The following is a 21480-nucleotide window of genomic DNA, read 5'->3' on the forward strand; positions in this document are numbered from 1 at the left end:
CCGAATCTCGTTATAAGAAATTCAATAAGTAATGCATGCGAGAAATACTATAGGCGATATATCGAAAACAATGCCAGAATGCGCGCCGCTCCGAACGCCGCGACACCCGATCGCCGTACGAGCCGCATCAGGAGGTTCCCCCACATGCAAAACCACGGCCTGTCACGGCGGGGTTTTCTGAAAGCCAGCGTGCTGGCGGGCGTCGCGGCCTACGTCGCGCCCATCGGCAGCCGCGCGTTCGCGGCGCTCTTCGAAGAAAAACTCCTCACCCCGGTCAAATGGGATAGCGTCACCGGCATCCCCCAATTCCGCATCGACGGCATCGCGAAGGTCACGGGCTCGAAAGTGTTCGCCCGCGACGTGCGCGCGGCCGACATGCCGCACTGGCCGCAGCAGCAGTCGCACGCGCTGATCCTGCGCGTCACGCAGGCCGACCGTCTCTACGAGGGCTTCAACCTGTCGCTGCTCGGCGACGAACTGAAGCCGGACCGCGTCGTCACGGCCGACGATCTCGCGCGCGACGGCGTCGCGTTCCCGACGTTCTACGGCGACGACATGCTGTTGCCCGCCGGCAAGACGCCCGCCTATCTCGGCCATGCGGTCGCGATCCTCATCTACCACGACTTCGCGCGCTTTCGCTTCGCGAAGAACGCGCTCAAGTTCCGCGACGACGTGATCCACTACGGCGCGGTCACGGGCCCGCTCGAGCGCGATCCGTGGGGCACGTTCCGCTACGTGCGGGTGGGCGGCAAGACGGCCTACGACGACGATGTCTACTCGAGCCTGAAGGACGCGCCGATCTTCCCGAGCATGATGCGCAAGCATCTGCCGGTCTGGCCGGACGGCAAGGAACACGGCAGGCTCGACGAGCAGGGGATGTTCCTGGCCGGCCAGATCGCCGCCGAACTCGATCATCCGTCGGCCGACTGGCTCGTGTTCGAGCGCGAGTACAACACGCAGTCGGTCGATACCGCCGCGCTCGAACCCGACAACGCGAACTGCTGGTACGACGCCGCGACGCAGTCGATGCACCTCGTCGTGCCGACCCAGTCGCCGCTCGAAGTGGCAGAGAACGCGGCCGCGATGGTCGCGAAATGCCGCTTCCCGGTGAAGAAGTTGTTCGTGCATCCGTGCTACACGGTCGGCTACGGCTCGAAGGATCACTGCAACGTGCCGTTCTACGGCCTCGTCTGCGCGCTGTACGCGGACGGCCGCCCGGTGCGGTTCGCGAACGACCGCTACGAGCAGTTCCAGACGTCGCTGAAGCGTCACGCGTTCAAGATGCACTACCGGATCGCGGTCGATCGCAACACGGGCCTCCTGCAGTCGTTCAAGGGCGACTTCGAGGCGAACGGCGGCGGGCGCTAGAACTTCTCGCCGTCGGTCGCGATGGTCGGCGCGACGGCCGCGCAATCGATCTACTACTTCCCGAAGAGCGACCTCGCGGCGGTCGCGATCGCGTCGCGCGCGATCGACGCTGGCTCGGCCCGCGGCTACGGCACGCTGCAAAGCATGGCCGCGACCGAGATGGCCGTCGACGAAATCGCCGCGCAACTGAACCTCGACCCGATCGATTTCCGCCTGCGCAACGCATTGCGCTCGGGGATGAAGAACACGCAGGGCGCGATTCCCGCCGGCGCGCTGCGCGTGGAAGAAGTGCTGGAACGCGCGAAGCAGCATCCGCTGTGGACGCGTCGCGCGACGCGCAAAGCCGAATTCGAGGCCGCGAACCCCGGCAAGCGCTACGGCGTCGGCTTCGCGTGCGTGCAGAAGGATTTCGGCACGGGCGCGGAGGCATCGTTCGCGAAGGTCGAATTCGACGAGAACGGCAAGGTGTCGCTGCATCACACGGCCGCCGAGATCGGCACCGGGATGTCGACGTCGCAGGCCGTCGCGGTCGCGAAGTGGCTCGGCCGCCCGGCGACCGACGTGCGCGTCGCGCTGACCGAATGGCCGGACCTGCCGATCGAGACGAGCGGCGATCCGTATCTGATGTCGCAGGCCGACCAGGATCGCCTGAGCGCGAATCCGCGCTGGTCGCCGAGCTACGCGTCGCCGTCGAGCGCGACGAACTCCGCGTACTACTTCACGCACAGCACGCGCGAAGCCGCGCGCGCGGTGTTCCGCTACGGGCTGTGGCCGGCCGCGATGTCGATCTGGACGCGCGGCCTCGGCGGCGGCCAGGCCGCGCCATACACGATCCGCATCGAGGACGCGCGCTGGGTCGACGGCAAGCTGACCGCCGACGGCCTCGAGCCGCTGACGTTCGAGCAGCTCGCGAAGCAGGCGCATGCGCTCGGCCTGCCGACCGGCGCCGTCGTGCACGTGTTCAACCGCTGGCAGTGGACCGACGCCGAGTTCGAAGTGGGCGGCATGGTCGATCGTCTGCCGGTCGATGGATTGTCGTTGCGCGTCGGCGCGCCGAAAACGGGCGACGACGGCCCGCTGCCCGGCACCGCCGCGCCGGCCGGTGCGACCGCAATGCGCGGCACGCTGGCGCCGACTGCGAACGGCTACCGCGTGCTGGACCGCAAGCGCGTGTTCATTCCGCCGACGAGCCGCAACAACGCGGCCGTCACGTACTACACGGCGGTCGGCACGCTCGTCGAGCTGGCCGTGCACGAAGCGACCGGCAAGGTCGAGCTGCTCACGCATCACTCCATCATGGAGTGCGGCAACCAGATCTCGCCGCAGCTCGTGTCGGGCCAGTTGCAGGGCGGCCTTGCGATGGGTATCGGCCATGCGCTGCACGAGTCGCTGCCGCTTTACGAGGACGGCCCCGGCAACGGCACGTGGAACTTCAACCGTTATCAGCTGCCGCGCGCGACCGACGTCGCCGTATGGTCGCAGACGGGCGACATCCTGCCGCCGCTGTCCGAGACCGATCCGCCAAAGGGCGTCGCCGAAGTGGTGATGATCCCCGTCGTCGGCGCGATCGTGAACGGCATCGCGCACGCGATCGGCCATCGTTTCACCGATTTGCCGGTGACCCCGCAAAAGATTCAGGAGGTGCTCGCATGACGACCGCCCAAACCGCGGCTTCGGCCGCGAGCGCCAGCGCGGCTGCGACCGCTGCGACCGCCGCATCCGCGCCGCACGCGGCCTCTGCCGCCCCGGCATCCGCATCGGCCGCGCCCGCTGCCGCGCCGGCCGCCGTCGAGCGTCCGCTCGTCCGGTTCCAGCAGAAAGCGCTGTCGGTGAACATCAACGGCAAGTCCGTCGGTCCGATGCAGGTGCCGGAAGGGCTGATGATGATCGAGTTCCTGCACGAGTACGCGGGCCTCACCGGTTCGCGGCTCGGCTGCGGGCAGGGCGTCTGCCACGCGTGCGTCGTGATCGTCGACCAGCCGGACGGCACGAGCGAGGAGATGCGCACCTGCATCACCGGCGCGCACTTCTTCCACGGCCGTTCGATCCGGACGATCGAGGGCCACGCGAAGCGCAACGACGCGGGCGAGGTGGTCGAGCTGTCGCCGATCCAGCAGAAGTTTCTCGAGCACTTCAGCTTCCAGTGCGGCTACTGCACGCCGGGCTTCGTCAACGCGGCGACGGTGCTGATCGAGCGGCTGAAGCGCGAGCCGATCGCGAAGGCCGACGTCGAGCGCGCGATCACCGACGCGCTGAACGCACACCTCTGCCGCTGCACGGGTTACGTGCGCTACTACGAAGCCGTGAAGGACGTGATCCTGACGACGCCGGGACTCGTGAAGGACGCCGCATGAAACGCACATTCGCTCATCGTGCCGTGCGGGCCGCACGCTTGCCCGCACTCGCGGCCGTCTGCGCGCTGCTGCTCGCCGCCTGCGGCGGCCACGACGCGCCGGTCTCGAGCGCGGCCTCCGGCGCGCCCGGCGCCGACCAAGTTGCGCGCGGCCGCTATCTCGTCAAGGCCGCGGACTGCGCGGCGTGCCACACCGCGAAGGACGGCGCGCCGTTCGCCGGCGGTGCGCCGCTCGAATCGCCGTTCGGCACGTTCTATGGCTCGAACATCACACCCGACAAGGATCACGGGATCGGCAGCTGGAGTGCGGACGACTTCTACGCCGCGCTGCACGACGGCAAGGCGCCGGGCAAGCGACTGTATCCGTCGATGCCGTACACGTCGTACCGGCAGCTCACGCGTGCCGATAGCGACGCGATGTACGCGTACCTGAAGACGGTGAGGCCGGTCGCGCAGGAAAACCGCGCGCACGCACTCAAGTTCCCGTACAGCCTGCGCTTCGGCATGGTGTTCTGGGACATGGTGTTCCTGAAGGACAGCCTGCCCGACGCGTCGAGCGGCCGGTCCGCCGACTGGCAGCGCGGCCGCTACCTGGCGGGCGCGCTCGGCCACTGCGCGGAATGCCACACGCCGCGCGCGTTCACAGGTCAGCTCGACGACGCGAAACCGTTCGCGGGCGCCGCGCTCGGCCGAGTGGCCGCGCCGGACATCACGCCGGCCGGCCTCGCGGCGCGCGGCTGGACGGGCGCCGACCTGCAGACGTTCTTCGGCGTCGGCATCGCGCCGCAAGGCTCGGCGTTCGGGGAAATGTATCCGGTCGTGCACCTGAGCACGCAGACCCTGACGAAGGACGACCTGCGCGCGCTGTCCGTGTACCTGCTCGGCGATATGCCGCCCGCGCCGCAGCCGGTGAAACCAGTGTCGGCGGACGCCGCGCAGCTCGCGGCGGGCCGCTCGGTGTATCTCGCGGTGTGCGCGGGTTGTCACGGCTTGAACGGCGAAGGCAAGCCGCACGTGGCGGTGCCGATGAACGGCAATTCGACGCTGCGCCAGGGCGACTCGCGCAACCTGCTGGTCGCGATGCTCGACGGCATCGACGAGCAGAAGTTCGCCGGCTTCGAAAACCTGCAGGCGATGCCGGGTTTCGCGCATACGCTGAGCGACGACGAACTCGCGCAGCTCGCGAACTACCTGCGTGCGACTTGGGGCGGCCAGCCCGCGAACGTCACGCCGGCCGACGTGAAGGCCATGCGTCAGTAAGTCGTGCGGCGCCGCGCGCGAGCCGGCCGGTTTCCGGTTGCGCTCGCGCACGACGCTCCGCCCGCATCTGTCCGGCGGCGCTTCAGTAGCCGCCGCCACCACCTCCACCACCTCCGCCGCCTCCGCCGCCTCCGCTGCCGCCCGCGCCGCCATACCGGCTCATGCCGGCTCCTTGCGATACGCCGCCGCCCGACGACGTACATCCCGCCGACAGCACCAGCATCAGCGCCGCGAGCAGTGCCGCGGCCAGTCTTGCCGATTTCATTTCACTCTCCTTGCACCGCGCAGGCCGCGCGGCCGCGCGGTTCGCATGAACCGGCGCCGCGCGAAGACGAAACGTTTCCGGCGCGCGGTTTATTCCATCCTTTTTGAGGATCGGCCCGGATCCGTGTGCGCCGCCTGCCGGTGCCGGATCGGCTGCCCGGCACGGCGGCTTGGTACACTCCGGCTCGCCGCCATTCCGATTCCCACGACAATAACCATGAGCGCCACTCGCGAGCATCCGCCGCGCAAATCATCGAGCCCGTCCAATCCGGTCGTGTTCGGCTGTCTGGCATTTACCTTCGGCGCGCCGCTGGTCGCGGCGCTCGTGTGGCCGGCCGTGATGCTGGTTGCATGGTCCGTGATCAACGGCCCGCACTGGGAGACGCTCACACTCTGCGCAAGCATGGTGCTGTTGATCCTGGGCGCGTCGTTCTTCCTGGGCTATTTCCTGCCGGCGACGCTCGCGGGCGGCATCATGGGCGCGATCGGCACGCGCATCCGGCGGCGCTGGTTCGTGCTGCTGGGCACGATCGTCGGCACCGGTCTGATGATCGGTTACGTGCTGCTGCAGTCCTATCTGCTGAACGACGGCGAAATCGGCGGGATCAACGTGATCGCGATACTCGATTCGATCGTGACGTCGGCCGTGATGTCGCACTGGCTGCATCGAAGGCTCGAACGCGCGCGTTCGAGTTGAAGCGGTGGGCCAGTGGGCGCCGTGCGTTCGACCGGTGACGGCCGGGACGATGGCGCGCATGAACCGGACGAACCGAGATCGCACGGCAACGGGCAGCCGGGGCGCGCGGTGCGCCCCGGCGACTCGCCGCATGAAAGGCCAGGAGTGATGCGTGGCCGGGAGGCCGCCGTCGCGGCGGCCTCCGGTCAACGATAGACGAGATCGGCGCGGCGGTTCTGCGCCCACGAATCTTCATCGTGGCCGAGCGCGACCGGCTTTTCCTTGCCGAGGCTGACCGCTTCGAGTTGCGTCGCCTGAACGCCCAGCGTTTCGAGCGCGCTCATCACGGCTTGCGACCGGCGCTGGCCGAGCGCGAGATTGTATTCGGACGTGCCGCGCTCGTCGGTGTTGCCCTGGATCAGCACGCGGCGCGACGGGTGGTTGCGCAGGTAGTCGGCGTGCGACTGCAGCAGCGACTGGAATTCCGGCTTCACCGAGTACTGGTCGAAATCGAAATAGACGCTGCGCTTGGCGAGCGGGCTGTTCGGATTGTTCAGATCGTCGGTCGTCACCGTGGCGACCGCTTCGCTCGAGGGCGTCGGCGCCATGCCGGCATTCTCGGGCGTTTTCGCCGCGTGGTGACAACCCGCCAGCAGGGCGAAAGCTGCCAGGACCGCAAACCGGTTCGTTTTGTTCATTGGGCGTCTCCTGCGGTTGACTGCGGGGAAAGCGTCGTGCGTGCCAAGCGGCAACGTCACGAATCCGACCGGGACGGCACGAAAAGTGCTGGCTCCCGTGCGCAATACGACGCGCTTTCGTAAGCCGGCGATGTGTCAAATGAAAGATTGTCTCGGCCGGAACGCCGATTTCACGGCGCCGCTGCAACTAGATTAGGAAAAATGTCACAGCGTGACCAGTTTCTCCGTCTATTTCACGCAACAACGACGCGGGGACGCATTCTTGCTTGCGCGGGCGCAACAGGATCCGCTAGCGCGATGCGCGATTTCGGTGCGTGCGCATCGAGCTTGGCCGGATCGTCAGAACTTGTGCCGCAACCCGAGCGCGACGACTAGCTGGTTGCTGTTGGCAGACGGCGTCATCGTCCAGACCGTCGCGTTGAACGCGGGATTGCCGTTTCCGCCGCTCACGCTTTGATAGACGGCTTCGAGATACGCGTCCGTGCGGGGCGAGAACGCATAGCCGGCCTGCGTGACCACGTGGTTCCATTTCGGGCGCGTCTGGCCGGTGCGCGTGTCGAATCGGCCCATCGTGTACGTGTACGCGGCGGACAGGCTGAACGCCGGCGTGACGAAGAAGCGGCCGTCGACCGTGAAATTGTCGAAGGCCAGCGATTCGCCCTTCAGCGGCGTGATGCCACCGCCCTGGAGCACGCCGCTCACGCCGTCCGTGGCCGAGTGCGACCACGCGGCGCCGACCGAATGCAGGCCGAACGCATAGCGGCCGGCCATGGCCCAGATCTGCTGGTTGCCGCCGGTGATCGTCGCCGAGCCGTCGACCGTGCTCAGCGCGCCGTCCGGGTTCGGCGCGTTGCGGTCGCGGCTGATCTTCAGATAACCGGCGCCGAGCTTCAGCGGTCCGTTCGCATAGCCGAGCCCCGCGCTCCATACGGCGTTGTTCGAGAACGCGCCGGCCGTGTTCGAGAACCCGTACAGCGCGCCGAACGTCAGGCCGCGATACGTCGCGCTCGTGTACTTCACTGCGTGATTGATGCGCAGGTTGCGGTTCGAGTCGTCGTTGTCGTACGGGTGCACCGCGAGGTTGCCGCCCCAGCCGGGGCCCGACGCGCCGAGCGGCGTCACGAAATCGAGGATAGGGTCGTACTGGCGGCCGAACGTGAGCGTGCCGGCCGTGCGCGAGCTCACGCCGATCCATGCCTGACGGCCGAACATGTCGACGCCTTTCTGCGACAGCTTGCCGGTCGTTCCGGAGAAGCCGTTTTCGAGCGCGAAGACGACCGCCGTCCCGCCACCGAGATCCTCGCGGCCGCGCAGCCCCCAGCGCGATGCGTTCAATGCGCCGCTCGTCAGCGCGACGCTGCCGCTGCCCGGCGAACCGGCGCCTTGCGTACGCTGATTGGTGGCATAGGTGATCGACGTGTCGATCAGGCCGTACAGCGTCACGCTGCTCTGCGCGTGAGCGACGCACGGAATCAAGCCGGCGATGCAGGCGGCAATCGCGGTCGCGGGGAGTGCTACGGTGCGGTGGTGGCGGCGGACGCCATGCGGCGTGGCGGCGCGCAAGCGGGCGCGCCGGCCGATTTTGTAGGAATACATAGGAGTTTTTATCGTTGGTCTCCGGCCCGATCGCCGGTGGGTCGCGTCGGCGCGTGGCCGACGGATCGAGCGGCCATTATTGGAGATCGTGCGATCGTCGATTAAGGCGCTGCACAGGAAAGGTCCTCTGCGAAATCGCATGGAATCGCGACGTCGCGGCGCGGCCGGGGGGCGGCCAGCGCACGGGTCACAGGCACGAATGCGTGTGCGTGTTAACGACGGGCTACCGGAAGCGCGGCGTCGGCACCGCCGTGCCGATACGCGGCACGAACCGCGATCGCCCGCGCTTCGAACGCGTCCGCGGAGAGCGCAGGCCGTAACCGGACGGCCATGCGCGGCAGCGACGCAAGCTGGTTGCGCAGGCAAACGATCGCGTCACGGCATCGCGCGGATCATGGGTTACCGGTGGAACGCAGTACGTATTTATGACGCACGCCGGCACAACCGGCAAATTTTTCCGCCGACGGCAATCATCGACCAAGCGGCGACCAAGCACCGGCGCGTTCGTAGCAAGAGTCTCCTCGCGCCGCCGCAACCCGGCCGGCGACTACGTAATGCACGACTTTTTCGCCCGCGAGCGTTCGGCACAATGGACCATTGCGCGTGGCTCGCCTGCCGCTGTGCCGGCCCGTCACGCATGCCGCGGGAGAACGGACATGGTGTTGATGGCAGTGGGCGGGGGCGGGCCGGTCAGCGTGCCGCAGCCGCAGAATGACGACGATCCGGCGCCGAAGAAGGGGACCGGCGGCGCCCCGCCGGCCCAGACACCGGAACAGCAGGCCCTCGCGGCCGCGCAGGCCGAGACGCAGCGTCTGCTCCAGCTCGCCCAGGCCGAGATGGCGGCGCTCAAGCGCCTGCACGACCAGGGCGCGTCGCAAGCCGATCTCGACAAGCAGGTGAAGAAGGCCGAAACCGCATGGGGCGCGGTGCAGGCGGCCGTCGAGAACCAGATGCGCGTCGCGGCCGAGGGCGGCGGCGACACGAACAAGGCGATCGCCGGCGTGGCCTCGGATCTGCGCAATGCGTCGCCGAAGGATCCGGTGCTCGGCTCGGTGCTCGACGACGCGCAGAAGGCGGTGTCGGCCGAATCGGCGCCCGAGCGGGCGACCAACGTGAAGGCGTTCCAGCTCGCGATGGCGTGGCAGAAGGACCAGGACGCGAACGCCGACTTGCAGCGATACAACGCGTTGCCGGGCGGCGTCCGGCGCGCGGATCCCGACATCGGCGCGCAACTGCGCCAGACCGCCAGCACCGCCGACACGAACGCCAACAACGCGTACACCGCGCTCACCACCGCGTTGCGCCACGAATACAGCACGTCGGCCGCGACACTGCGACTGGACAACGCGAAGGCCGATTACGCGGCGTGGCAGAAGGAGCCGGGCGGCCTGCGCCGCGCCGACGAGGCCGACATCACGCGGGAACTGTCGCAGGCGCAGAACCAGTACGACAAGGTCGTGACGGGCGGCGACGACACCGCGCTGACCTACGTGACGGCCGACGAGCAGAAGCAGGTCGTCGCGTCGGTGAAGCAGAATCACGACGGCATGTGGTACACCGGCCTCGTCGACGCGCTCGGCGAGGAGAGCCAGCTCAAGCGCACGATCGCGACGATCAATCCCGACGATCCATCGCTGTCGCCGCAGATGAAGCAGCTCGCGCAGTCCGATCCGGTCACGTTCGCGCTGCTGCAGGACACCGGTGTGAGCGTCGACCCGAACGACCCGAAGCTGTCGACGCAGGAGAAGGCGCTCGCGCAGCAGAATCCGCTCGCGGAAGCGTTCGTCAAGATGACGGGTATCAAGGTCAACACGGACGGGCTGAGCGATGCGGACGCGAAGGCGCTGAACGCGAAGATCGACCAGGCGGGCGGCGTGTTCGCGTATGCGATGGCGCAGGCTCAGGCGCAGAAGAACAATCCCGGTTATCAGCAGGTCCAGACGTTGCTCGCGGCGGCGCCCGAGGTGCGGCTCCAGTACACGAAGCAGCAGGTCACGCAACTGATGCAGGGCCCGGACAGCAATCCCGGCGCGGCGCTTCAGGTGCTGAAGACCAACATGAACGCGTCGTTCTCGCTGGACGAGCGCCAGACGCTGTGGACGCAGGCCGGCCAGCCGCATTTCAACGCGAGCTTCATCCATTCGCAGATCGATCCGCTGATGCAGAAGCCCGATTCGCAGGCGACGGATCAGGCCAGCATGCAGGCGCGTGCCGACGGCAGGATGAATGCCGACAAGGCCGGCAAGTGGATGCAGGACATCCTTGCCAATGCGCCGCCCGAATTCGCGGGCGTCGTGCTCGACACGGTCGAGAAGGATTTCGGCAACAAGTGGACCCAGTCGAACACGGGCACGCCGCAGCCCTACGGCGACGGCATCGAGTTCTACAAGGGGCTCAGCACGGCGGTCGGGCTCGCCGACCAGCAGCCGACCGACAGCGGCGTGCCCGTGCAGCGCGAGGACGACGTCGCGAACTGGCTGCTCGACGACAAGGGCAACGCGAAGACGCTGATCTACACGCTGCGCGGCAGCGACACCGGCTACGGGTTCGACGGCGTGCGCCAGGCGCTGTCGTCGGGTGTCGATCCGGCGTTGTCGAAGGCGCTGCTGTCGAAGATGCAGAACGACGACCGGTTCCGCTCCGGTTTCGCGAACGATTTCCAGCTGCGTTACGACCAGGGCATCAAGAATGCCCAGAGCAAGCAGCAGAAGGAAACCGCCAACGCCAGCTACAAGCTGTTCCAGGCCGATCCTGACAAGCAGCTGAAGGCGTATTTCGACGACTTCCAGAAGAACTTCGGCGACAAGTCCTACACGTTCACGACCGGCTCCGACCAGATGACGAACTTCGTCGGCGCGGGGCTCGGGCTGCAGCCGGACGACCCCGGCGCCGTGCCGACCGACCGGAACGACGTGCCGTCGATGGCGCAGCTCGAGCAGCTGATCGTGAGCAACGGTCAGCTCCCGAACGGTACGGCCGTCAACAGCCGCTCGCTGTACGCGCAGAACTCGGCGACGACGCAGATGATCCAGGCCGTCGTCGACCAGATCCGCAAGGTCGGCGGCGATCATGCCGTGGTGTCGCTGGTGCCCATCTACTACGTGTCGAAGGGAACGGGTACCGCGCCGAGCGCACTGTTCAAGGTGCAGGTCGAGGGCCATCCGGACCAGTACAAGCTGATCGACGATCGCGGCTGGAAGTACGACACCGTCGACGATTACCAGCACAACAACGCGCTGTCCGACGACGGCAAGCTCTACGTGCCGAAGAGCCTGACGACCGATGGGGCGACCGGCGGTTACTCGCAGTACGAATCGATCGACGCGCACAAGACGGAGTGGTATCAGCACCTCGAACACTACGTCGAGATGGGCACCGGCATTCTCGCGGCGGCCGGTGGCGCCGTGCTGGTCGCGAGCGGCATCGGCGCGCCGGTCGGCGGCCTCCTGCTCGGCGCCGCGTGGACGGCGGTCGGCGCGGGCATGGCCGTCGGCGTGCCGGCCGCGATCGCCGACCTGAAGAACCTGAGCGATCACGGCCAGTCGACCGGCTTCGGCAACGCCCAGGCGCGCGGCGACTGGATCAGCCTGATCGGCAGCGGCGCGGGCATCGCGGGTGGCGGTCTCGGCGTGGCGGCGAAGTCGCTCGCGGAGGCCTCGTCGCTGCTGCGTACGACGGGGCAGGTGTCGGACATGATCACGCTGGCTTCACGCGGCGAGGGCGTGACGGCCGACGTGGCCGGTCTAGGCCGCTTCGCGCAGGAAGCCGACGCGTTCCAGTCGCTCGCGCAGACGACGGGCCGCACGTCAGGCGTGCTCAACGTGTCGGGCGGCGTGGTCGGCGGCTACCAGATGCTCGACCAGGGTGCGTCGCTGGTGAAGAACTGGGACGCATTGTCCGAATCCGACCGCGCGCAGCAACTGCTGAACCTCGGCATCGGCGTCGCGCAGATGGGGCTCGGCTCGCACACGCTGATGGAGCGGCCGATCCGCGCGATCACGAAGACGCCCGCGCCGCCGACGATCCCGCGGCCGGTCGCGTTCGACGTCGCGAACGCGATGTTCGCCAACGGGCTGGCGAACCAGCGTCTCGCGGTCGGCGAGATCGGCAACCCGTGGCAGCACGCGGAGGACCAGGCGCACACTTTCGGCGAACCGGCCGACGACGGCGGCACGGTCGCGCCGGCCGACAAGGGGCTGCGGGCGCGCTTCTCCGACTGGCTGCGCGCGCGCCGCACGCAGGGCACGCCGGACGACGACGCGATCGCGTTGCGGCTCGCGCCCGACGGTGAACCGATCGACGGCGCGGCGACGCCGGCCGTCGCCGACGCACTGGCGGGCGAGGGTGCGTCGCCGTCGGCCAAGGCCGGCGTGCCGGCCAACGGCGCGCACCCCGCGTCGTGGGAGATTCCCGCGCGCATCGCGGCCGATCGCGCGATGCTGAGCGAAGTGGTCGGGCGGATCCTCCAGAGCGGCAATCGGCTCGAGGACGTCGAGTACTACGTGTATGCGCTGGAGGATGCCGAAGGGAACGTGCGCAACCCCGAGGAAGACGGGCTGCCCGCGACCGAAAAGGGCAACCTGCTCGACGACATGAACGCGGCGAAGGCGGACGAACGGCGCGCGAAGGCGGCCGACGACGCCGCGGCGCGCGCGGCCGCTGCGCCGGACGAGGACGGCACGATCGGCGTGACACGCTACACGACGTACCACGACGCGCTGATGGTCGGCGCCGACGGCGTCGCGGGTGGCCGCTACCGGATCGCGCTGGTCGATCAGCGAGCGCTCGCCGCGGACGGCACGGTGCCGCCCGAAGCGGTCGTCGGCCATGTCGGGCTGACCGACGCCGGCGATGCGTTCATGCTGTCGATGAACGATGCGTACGACCGGACGCTGCGCGTGGTGTACCCGCGCGGCTTCGATCCGCAGAAGCCACTGATCCGCAGCGAGGACGGCCGGCGCGTCGACGTGATCAACGCGCCGTTCGGCATGAGCGAAACGCAGTGGGCCGCCTATCCGCGCCGCGAGGCCGACCTCGCGATCTATTCGAACAACGCGGGCCAGCCGGAGAACCGGCTGCCGCCGGGCGAGCGGCCGTTGATGCCGGTGCCGCCCGGTTACTTCGCCGTGTACGCGCACGCGTGGGCCGATGCATTCGCGAGCGCGACCGGCAAGGCGATGAGCGCGGAAGACCTGGCCGAGATGGTGCGTCAGAGCGGCTGGGACGGCAAATCGCCGGTGATCCTCTATGCGTGCGGCGCCGGCTCGCGCGTGAGTCCGCTCGCGCAATTGCTCGCGAACGTGCTGGGTGTCGACGTGTACGGCGCAAGCGGCTTCGTCGCATGGCGTTCGCCGCGCTATCGCGCCGACGGCAGCCCCGATTCCGGTTATACGAGCGGCATCCTGATCGAGCCCGGTGCGCCCGATCGGGACGGCGTGCCGGACCATTCGGTCAGCAGCGGACCGCGTACCTATCGGTTCTCGCCGGCGCTGGCGGTCATCGACCAGGGCGCGCATCCGGTCAACTGGAGCGGCGTCGCGCCGCGCCCGGTGTCGAATCAGTGGGGCGGCAGCGCGACGGCGGGCGACGTGCGGGTGCCGCTCGGCGTGTACGTGTGGCGCATGTTGACGAAACGCGGGTCGATCATCAATCCGCGCAGCGGCCGTTCCGCCAGCGCGCTCGAGATGACGCACGCGCTGGAGGATCTGGCGTGGAAGGGCTATACGCCGGGCACGCCGATCGCGCTGGATGGGCCGCGCAGCGGCGCCAATCCCGAATTGCTGCAGGAATTCGCGGACCTGATCCAGGCGCCGGTATTCGGCCGGCTGGGCGACGATGATACGGCCGGATGGTGGCGTGCGCTGCCCAATCCGAACCGCCGGCTCGCGCGCTTCCAGATCGAACCCGACGTGAACGGCAAGTTCTCGCCGGGCCGCGCGCAGCCGGTTCGCGTCAATCCGCTGGAACTGCGGCCCGTGCCGGGTTCGAGCGTCGTGAACCTGCTCGGCCACGCGACCGCGCGGCAGTTCCTGAAGGTGTCGGGTTTCGATATCGTCGAATCGCACGGCACGAAGCCGAGCGACGTCAGCTGGGACAGCTCGATCGCCATCATGAATGGCAAGACGATCGCGCCGAAGGAGTTCGCGCGCAGGCTGCTGGAGGATCCGGCCTATACGGAAGGCAATGGCGTGCTGCTGACGGGCTGCTATCTCGCTTCCGGCGGTTATTCGTTTGCGCAGGAGCTCGCGTATGAGCTGCAGGCGCCGGTGATCGCGTCGATCTCGTCCAACTCGGTGCGCGGCACCGGTGCGCTGGAACTCTATCCGCTCGACGACGATATCGGCGTGCCGGCGCAGGATCCCGACGTCGCGACGCGGCTCTATCTGCATGTGCCCGAGGCGCCCGATGCCAGCGACCCGCCGACGGTGTTCGCGCAGCGCGGCGGACCGCCGCCGCGCCCGCTCGCGCATGACGATGCGCCGGTCGAGCCGGTACATCCGATCGACACGCAGATCGATCCGGACGCGGACAGCGGGCGGCGCAGCGCCGGCGCTGCGCCGGGCGATGCCGGCCGGCGGGGCGTGACGCCCGGCGAGCCCGCGCATCCGCGGCTCGCGCCCGAGCCGGAGGCGGGCGAACCGCCCGTGTACGAGCCGACCCCGCTCGTGGAGGTCGGGCCAGGGCAGATCTTCACGGCGGACGAATGGGCCGCGCGCACCGAGCAGGTCGCCGAAGCCGAGGCCGACGATGGGCTGTCCGGGAAAACGCAGAAAATCTATCCGCCGACCAGCCGCGTCTATACGGACCGCAAGATCGCCAACGGCGGCGTGGTCACGACGACGATCCATGGCAAGTCGGTGTTGCAGCCCGGGTTCGACGACGTGACCGGCGTCGACGCGACGCAGCATCCCGAATTCCTGCGTCCGGCCGATACGCTGCTGATGCCGCCCGACGATCCGCTGCATCCGATCGGCGCGCGCGGGCTGATGTCGCCGCCCGGTCATCACGTGGTGTTCGGACACGGGATGTCGGCCGACGCGATGCTCGGCCCGGACGGCCGGCCGCTCGCGCCGGACGAGGTGGCCGAGCGCGTCGCGCCGCATCTCGAGCCGGGGCAGGACGTCACGCTGTATTCGTGCTTCGGCGGATCGAACAAGCACGATCCGCTGCGCGTGGCGCCGGGCCAGGTGCGGGCCGCGAGCACGACGTTCGCGGCGGCGCTGGCCCAGCGTCTGTCCGAGATCACCGGACGGCCGATATCCGTCTGGGCGCCGCCGGACATCCTGCTCGTGGAACCCAATGGTTCGACCACCGTGCGCGGAACGCGACTGACGGGGCAGGTCGACAGGGATCGTCTGCCGATGCAGAGCTTCCGTGGCGACCCGGCACGCGCGGGCCGCCCGGCGCTTCCCGCAGGGCCGCACGCGGAACCGGCGCCGACGACCACGCGCACCGCGTCGCGCCCGATCGCTGATCCGCCGCCGCGTCCCACGGTGCCGCGCGTGGCCGATCCGACGTTTGCCGATCCCGACTACGACTTCACCGCGATTCCGGACGACACGTTCGAATCGGTCACGCTCGACCATCCGTTCCGCACCGCGCTGGCCGACCGGCCGGGCGTGATCGGCGACGCGGCGCGCGTCACGCAACCCGGCGGCACCGTGAGCCAGCACTGGCCGAGTTATTTCCTCGACGGCGCCGAACCGACCCGCGTGATCGACGACGTGATGCAGGCGTTCGACGCGGCCGGGCTGACCAACCTGCGCGTCGAATTCGTGACGCACGACGGCAGCATCGAACTCGGCAGCGGTACCGATTTCGGCGCGCTCGATCCCGAGGCGGGCTGGTTCCGGTTCAGCGGGAAGGTGCCCGACGCACCGGCGGCGGCCGCCACGCACTCGCCGGGCCGCGCGGGTGCCGATGCCCCGCTCGCGTTGCCGGAAGGCGCGCGGACGGTCGCGCACGACGATCTCGCGCAGGCACTCGATGCCGCGCAAACCGGGCCGCGCAATCACGCGTACGTGCCGACCGACGCGTTGCCGGATGGCACCGCGTTCGCACAGGGCGATCTGACGCCGCAGGAGCGCGTCGCGGCCAGCGCCACCGCGAATCTCGCCGCGGTCGAGGGCGCCGCACCGACCGACGTCGTGCTGCTGTCGGCGCTCGGCCACGATCCGGCGAGCGCGCTGCGCATCACCACGCCCGACGGCGGGGAGCTGTACAAGCCGGCCGGCGTCGACATGTATGTCGTGCGCACCCGCGATCCGGCGACCGGCGACGTGTCGTACCAACTTGCCGGCGTCGATCGTTCGGGCTTGCCGGAAGGCTATACGGCCGTGCATGCCGGCGGAACGCGTGCGGTCGGCGCGGTCGACGGCAGCCCGACCTGGCCGATGATCGGGCCGGCAGGGCCGGGCAGCCGTCTCGCGAGCGCCGCGGGCGACCCGTCCGGCTCGACGCCTGCCGCCGTGCCCGGGCATTCGGCCGTGCCAGCCACACCGGAAACGAGCGCCGTGGCCGACACGCAGCAGGCGCGTGCCGCGTCATGGCTCGACACGCTCGGCCGCCGCACGCTCACGCGCGTCGACGGCCGGCATGCGCCGACGCTGGACGGGCTCGCTCGTCAGCTCGGCCCCAACGCGCATGTGCTGATCACGTCTCATGCCGAGCCGCCCGCCGGGAGTGACGAACATCCGGCACCGACATTCGTCGCCGTGCTCGAGACCGATGCGAACGGCGCACTCGGCCCGGTGCGGATGCTGGACGGCAAGCGCGTGCCACCCGCGCTGACCAAGGCGCTGGAGAACGCCGGCAGCGGCGGCCGGCGCGCACGCGGCAAGTACGATTTCTACGTATCGCCGGTCGCGCACGACGAACTCGTGCGGTTCGGCGGCCCGTCGAAGATCGAGACGCCGGACGGCAAGACGTCGTGGCCGGTGACGACGTCGGGCCAAGCGGTCGAGCAGACGCTCGCCGCCGACGTGTCGAAGCTGCAGGACGCGCCCGTCTTCAAGCGGCCGCGCCAGGCCGTGCGCGCGGTGTCAGGCGAGCAACGCTGGATTCACGTGGTCGACGACGAGACCGGCAAGGTGCTCGGCTATGCGGAACGCAACACGAACCACGAATGGAAGTACTTCGAGAAGGCGTCGGTCGGCGATACCGAGATTCCCGAGCAGAATTTGCGCACGGTGTTCCGACGCCGCCGCCGGGGCGGCATTCCGGTCGGCCGGTCGCCGCGCCGCGGCATCCGCTTCGTCGTCAGCGACGTGACGCCCGCGACCATCGAGCGCATCGGCGGATTCCGGCCGGCGAAGGAGGCACCCGCCGTCGAGAAGAAGCCATTCCGCTCGGCCGGCGACCTGTTCCAGTCGATCGTGCCGGTGCGCCGGCCGCTCTCGCGCGCGGAAGAGGGTGACGACGCGAACGCCGCGAACGCCACACCGCTGCCGCCGGTCGATCCGCACCTGTTGCCGTCGGAGAAGTCAGCGCTCAACGCGGTCGACTTCAGCGGCAACAGCGTGTCACACCTGCTGAGCGCGATCCGCAACGGCGCGCTCGACGGCGGCCGCCACGTGATCTACGTGTTCAGGACCGACGGCGCGGTGGCCGAGGCGCTCGGCGACCCGCTCGGCGTGATCGCCGAGCGCAACGGCGAGATGCGCTGGTTCGACAAGATCCCGCAGGTCAACAACCTGCACCATCGGGGCGTGCCGCTCGACGAAATGCCGATCGGCAACGATCGCTTCGGGACGGACGTGCATTTCCTGCTCACGCAACTGTCGCCGCGCGACTTCCTGAACAGCGCGCGGCCGACCCGCGTCGCCGCGCTCGAAGCGCGCGCGAAGGCGCTGCACGATCAATGGAAGGATGCGGAAGCGCGCAGCCTGAACTCGGCGCCGTTCCGCGCGCTCGCGGCCCGCACGCGGCACGGCTACAACGAGGTGCTCGGCGACCTGCGGCGCTTGCGGCGCAACGGCGCCGCGCCCGCGCCGCTGTCGATCGAACCGTATCAGCCGGGCCTGTCCTCGGCCACCGTCGTCCAGTTCGGCCTGCGCAACGGCGCGGCGAAGCCCGAGCAGTATTTCGCGACGCACGAGCAGATCGAGGCGTACAACAAGCAGGCGCAGCGGCCGGGCAATGTGAACCTCATGCTGAAGGGCGAGCCGCAGGCCGTGATGGTCGACGTGGGCATGTGGCGGACGCTGCTCAACAAGCTGTTTGTCGCGCGCGACGTGTCGACGTCGGCGTCGCGCTTCCTGCCGGTGCCGGGCAAGGTGCGCGCACGGACGCGCAACCTGGGCGCGGCGACCGTCGCCGACAAGCGGATCCGGCAGTTCTTCACGCGCTCGGACGAGGCGTTGCAGGACCGCATGGTGCCGATGGCGCGCTCGTTCTCGCTGAGCGACGATCCGGCGCTGATGGGTGCGCTCGTCGAGCGGTACGGCGGCGTGATGCCGGTCGTCACGCTCGTGATCGATCCGCATTCGCTCGCCGCGGTGCTCGGCAAGGCGCACGATCCCGACTTCCTGCGCGCGGTGCGTGCGCTCGGCGACCAGAAGAACGCGGTGTTCGATGGCGCGAACGGGATGATCCATCCCGCGCGCGACTCGGACGGCACGGCGCTCGCGCTCGACGATCTCGCGCACCTGCATCGCTGGCTCGACGAGGCCGCGCGCACCGGCTTCGCGATCCGGCTCGAGACCGCGCCGTCGCGCGCGCTCGTGTCCGGCGCCGACTACCGGTTCCAGTCGGGCACCAACGACACGTATCACGACTACGTGCGGGTCATGAGCGCGCTCGAAAGCTGGTCGAACGCGCACCCGGATACGACGGCGCCGAACGTGATGGTCACGTTCCACGGCTGGGACGCGGTGCCGGAATCGGTGCCGGGCGGCGGGCACGAGAAACTGCTGCGTGCGGTGCTCGAGCGCAAGGGGCTCGAATGGGTGCACATGGGGCTGTCGTACGGCACGCACGGCGCCGACTTCGTCGGCAACCAGGATCTCACCGGCGCGCTCGCGAAGCTGATCGTCGAAAACCGCAACCGGCCCGACATCATCAATCGCCTGCATGGCGCCGACGCGCTGACGCGCGTGTTCGAGCGCGTCGACCGGCAGACGCTCGCGAACCAGCATCAGCTGCTGTTCGCGGAAGTCGAGCGGATCGGCATCGCGGACGGGATGACGCCCGCCGAGGTGGCCGCGCTGCGCCAGAAGATCTATGAAGGCAACACGACCGTGTGGCTGAACCAGGCGCGCAAGGCGACGATCGAGCATGCGACGCAGCTGTGGGAGGCCGACGGCAACGCGCCGCGCACCAAGACTGACAAGGGCGCCCGCACGTTCGGCGGACGCTGGCTGGACGCATACGGCGGAAACGTGCCCGAGCGCGTGACGACCGGCAAGCGGCCGTCCGCCGTCGACCCGCGCGAACACTGGAACGCGGTCGTGCACGATCCGGTGCTGATCAACGACGGCACCAAGCCGATCGGTGCGAGCCGCCGTGAAGCGGCCCAGCTCGGGAAGATCGACATTCCCGACGAGAAACGCGCGCAGGCCGAACTGCATGCGCTGCGGGTGCACGACGAACCGATCGGCGAGAACACGCCGCCGCCTTCGGCACGGCGGATCGCCGGCGACATCACCGCGGCCACGTTCACCGGCGGCGCCGGCGCGGGCGTGCTCGTCTGGGCCGGGCGAGAGTCGGTGCGCACCGCGACGAATTCGCTGTACGCGGGGCTGCGGGTCGGTCGGGTATTCCAGGCGCTGCATCACGGCGCGGTGGCCAGCCTGAAGAATGGTGATCCGCGCGTGTTCGACCGCGTCGTCGACCGGCTCGTGCGCGGGCTGCAGGCGCAACTGAAGGCGAACGGCTTCGACGTGACCGCGCGCGGCACGCAGCTCGAACAGATCGCGCACGAAGGCAAGGCGATGGCCGCGCAGCTTCGCGCGCTGAACAACGACGGGATGCTGTCGTTCGACGACACCGTCGCGCATACGAAGGCGATCGCCGCCGACATGCTCGCGCAGATGCAGGGCGTGGTCGGCGGGACGTCGCTGAAGCTGCTGCACCACGGCAGCCCGCGGCATTCGATTGGGCGGATCGGTCGCGTGCTGGCGCTCGGCGGCTACGGCGGGTCGATCATGATGAATGCGAGCCGGGCGATCTGGCACGGCGACCTGCTCGCCGGCGGACAGGCGATCGGCGGCGCGTTCAGCGCCGTCTACACCGGCATCGTCTACAAGGGCAGCGTGCGCGGCGTGAACGCCGAGAACCGCAGTCAACTCGCGCGGATCGCGAGCGCGACCGGCGACTACCTGACGTCGGCGGTCAGTATCGCAACCGGGGCCCATACCGCGCTGACCGGGGATCCGATGACCGGCTCGCTGATCGCGACGTCCGGCGCGCTGCTCGGCGCCGGGCGGCTGCATTCGCATTTCCCGAATGCGACGCCGTGGATGGAGCGCCTGCCGACCGGCATCGCGCTGGCGCCGGTGGCGATCTTCGGGATCATGCAGGGGATCAACCTGTACACGTCGGCGACCGCGCCGGACGACAAGCACAAGCCGCCGGGTTCGTCGCCGCAACCGTCGGGTTCGAATGCGGGGACACCGGCGCCGGGTGCATCGTTCGCGCCGTCGCCGGGCGCGACGAGTGCGCCGTCGCAGCCGACTGCGTCCGCGACGCCGTCGCCATCGGCATCGGCGACTTCAACGGCCGGCGCGCAGCCGTCGAGTGCGCCATCGCAACCGACGCAGGCCCCGACGAACTCGCCGAGCCCGACGCCGACACCGCTGACGGTCAACGTGGTGGCCGGCGATTCGTTGTGGACGATCGCCGAACGTCACGAAGGATCGCTGCTTGCCGCGGCCCACGTGCCGGCCGACGAACAGCAGCGGATGTCCGACGGTCAGCGGATCAACGTTGCGCTCAACGAGATCCTGCAGCTCAACCGGAACTTGGCGGGCAATCCGGGCGAGATCGCGCCGGGGCAGCAGGTCATTGTCGGGTGAGCCCGGCGCGGCGAGGGCCGACCCGCGGCACCGGCGGGTCAGCCTTCGCGCTTGCGCTGCGGCAGCACCCAGAGCATGCGTCCAACGGCCTCGGCCTGGTTGCGCGAATGGGTCTTTTCGTAGATCGCGCGCAACTGCGTGCGAATGGTCGTGAGCGCGACGCCGGTACTCGCCGCGCATTCGTCCGGCGTCTTGCCGCAGAGCAGCGCTTCCGCAACGGCCGCTTCGGCACTCGACAAGCCGAACGCCTGT

General features: G+C 69.1%; 7 protein-coding genes and 2 pseudogenes. 5 read left to right on the top strand and 4 right to left on the bottom strand.

Annotated elements, in window-relative coordinates:
- The first annotated feature begins 144 nt into the window (after positions 1-144).
- From FFI87_RS23085 to FFI87_RS23095, 3 genes and pseudogenes are all read left to right on the top strand, one after another.
- Positions 145-3021: pseudogene (locus FFI87_RS23085) on the top strand (xanthine dehydrogenase family protein molybdopterin-binding subunit).
- A complete protein-coding gene (locus FFI87_RS23090; RefSeq protein ID WP_138848898.1) occupies positions 3018-3722 on the top strand; it encodes a (2Fe-2S)-binding protein in 705 nt (234 codons plus the stop codon). The pseudogene FFI87_RS23085 and the gene FFI87_RS23090 overlap by 4 nt, the downstream one beginning before the upstream one ends.
- A complete protein-coding gene (locus tag FFI87_RS23095) occupies positions 3719-4981 on the top strand; it encodes a cytochrome c (protein ID WP_138848897.1) in 1263 nt (420 codons plus the stop codon). Before FFI87_RS23090 ends, FFI87_RS23095 begins: the two co-directional genes overlap by 4 nt.
- Positions 4982-5063: 82 nt before the next feature.
- Here the strand turns inward: FFI87_RS23095 and FFI87_RS23100 are convergent, their stop codons facing one another.
- A complete protein-coding gene (locus FFI87_RS23100) occupies positions 5064-5246 on the bottom strand; it encodes a hypothetical protein (protein ID WP_138848896.1) in 183 nt (60 codons plus the stop codon).
- A gap of 216 nt (positions 5247-5462) precedes the next feature.
- Between FFI87_RS23100 and FFI87_RS23105 the strand changes: the two genes are divergently transcribed.
- Positions 5463-5942, top strand: a complete 480-nt coding sequence (locus FFI87_RS23105) for a hypothetical protein (RefSeq protein WP_012366092.1) — start codon at positions 5463-5465, stop codon at positions 5940-5942.
- A gap of 185 nt (positions 5943-6127) precedes the next feature.
- Here the strand turns inward: FFI87_RS23105 and pal are convergent, their stop codons facing one another.
- Both pal and FFI87_RS23115 read right to left on the bottom strand, forming a co-directional pair.
- Positions 6128-6619: a peptidoglycan-associated lipoprotein Pal gene (gene pal / locus FFI87_RS23110; RefSeq protein WP_011658855.1), complete on the bottom strand. Its 492-nt coding sequence runs from the start codon at positions 6617-6619 to the stop codon at positions 6128-6130.
- Positions 6620-6958: 339 nt separating this feature from the next.
- On the bottom strand, positions 6959-8215 hold the full coding sequence (locus tag FFI87_RS23115; protein WP_138848895.1) for a porin: 1257 nt from the start codon (positions 8213-8215) through the stop codon (positions 6959-6961).
- A 656-nt stretch (positions 8216-8871) separates the two neighbouring features.
- On the opposite strand from FFI87_RS23115, the gene FFI87_RS23120 reads away from it, so the two are divergent.
- Positions 8872-21228 carry an LWXIA domain-containing protein gene (locus tag FFI87_RS23120; protein WP_138848894.1) on the top strand — a complete coding sequence of 4119 codons (12357 nt, stop codon included), beginning with the start codon at positions 8872-8874 and terminating at the stop codon, positions 21226-21228.
- 38 nt (positions 21229-21266) lie between these two features.
- On the opposite strand, the pseudogene FFI87_RS23125 reads toward FFI87_RS23120, so the two are convergent.
- Positions 21267-21479 (bottom strand): annotated as a pseudogene (locus FFI87_RS23125) (helix-turn-helix transcriptional regulator); the annotation flags it as partial.
- Position 21480: the final 1 nt, after the last annotated feature.

It is taken from the genome of Burkholderia sp. KBS0801, from assembly GCF_005937855.2.
Classification (GTDB): domain Bacteria; phylum Pseudomonadota; class Gammaproteobacteria; order Burkholderiales; family Burkholderiaceae; genus Burkholderia; species Burkholderia ambifaria.

Excerpts from the sequence above, each read along its gene's own strand:
- FFI87_RS23090 (WP_138848898.1), top strand. The coding sequence starts at position 3,018 with ATGACGACCGCCCAAACCGCGGCTTCGGCCGCGAGCGCCAGCGCGGCT.
- FFI87_RS23095 (WP_138848897.1), top strand. The coding sequence starts at position 3,719 with ATGAAACGCACATTCGCTCATCGTGCCGTGCGGGCCGCACGCTTGCCC.
- FFI87_RS23100 (WP_138848896.1), bottom strand. The coding sequence starts at position 5,246 with ATGAAATCGGCAAGACTGGCCGCGGCACTGCTCGCGGCGCTGATGCTG.
- FFI87_RS23105 (WP_012366092.1), top strand. The coding sequence starts at position 5,463 with ATGAGCGCCACTCGCGAGCATCCGCCGCGCAAATCATCGAGCCCGTCC.
- pal (WP_011658855.1), bottom strand. The coding sequence starts at position 6,619 with ATGAACAAAACGAACCGGTTTGCGGTCCTGGCAGCTTTCGCCCTGCTG.
- FFI87_RS23115 (WP_138848895.1), bottom strand. The coding sequence starts at position 8,215 with ATGTATTCCTACAAAATCGGCCGGCGCGCCCGCTTGCGCGCCGCCACG.
- FFI87_RS23120 (WP_138848894.1), top strand. The coding sequence starts at position 8,872 with ATGGTGTTGATGGCAGTGGGCGGGGGCGGGCCGGTCAGCGTGCCGCAG.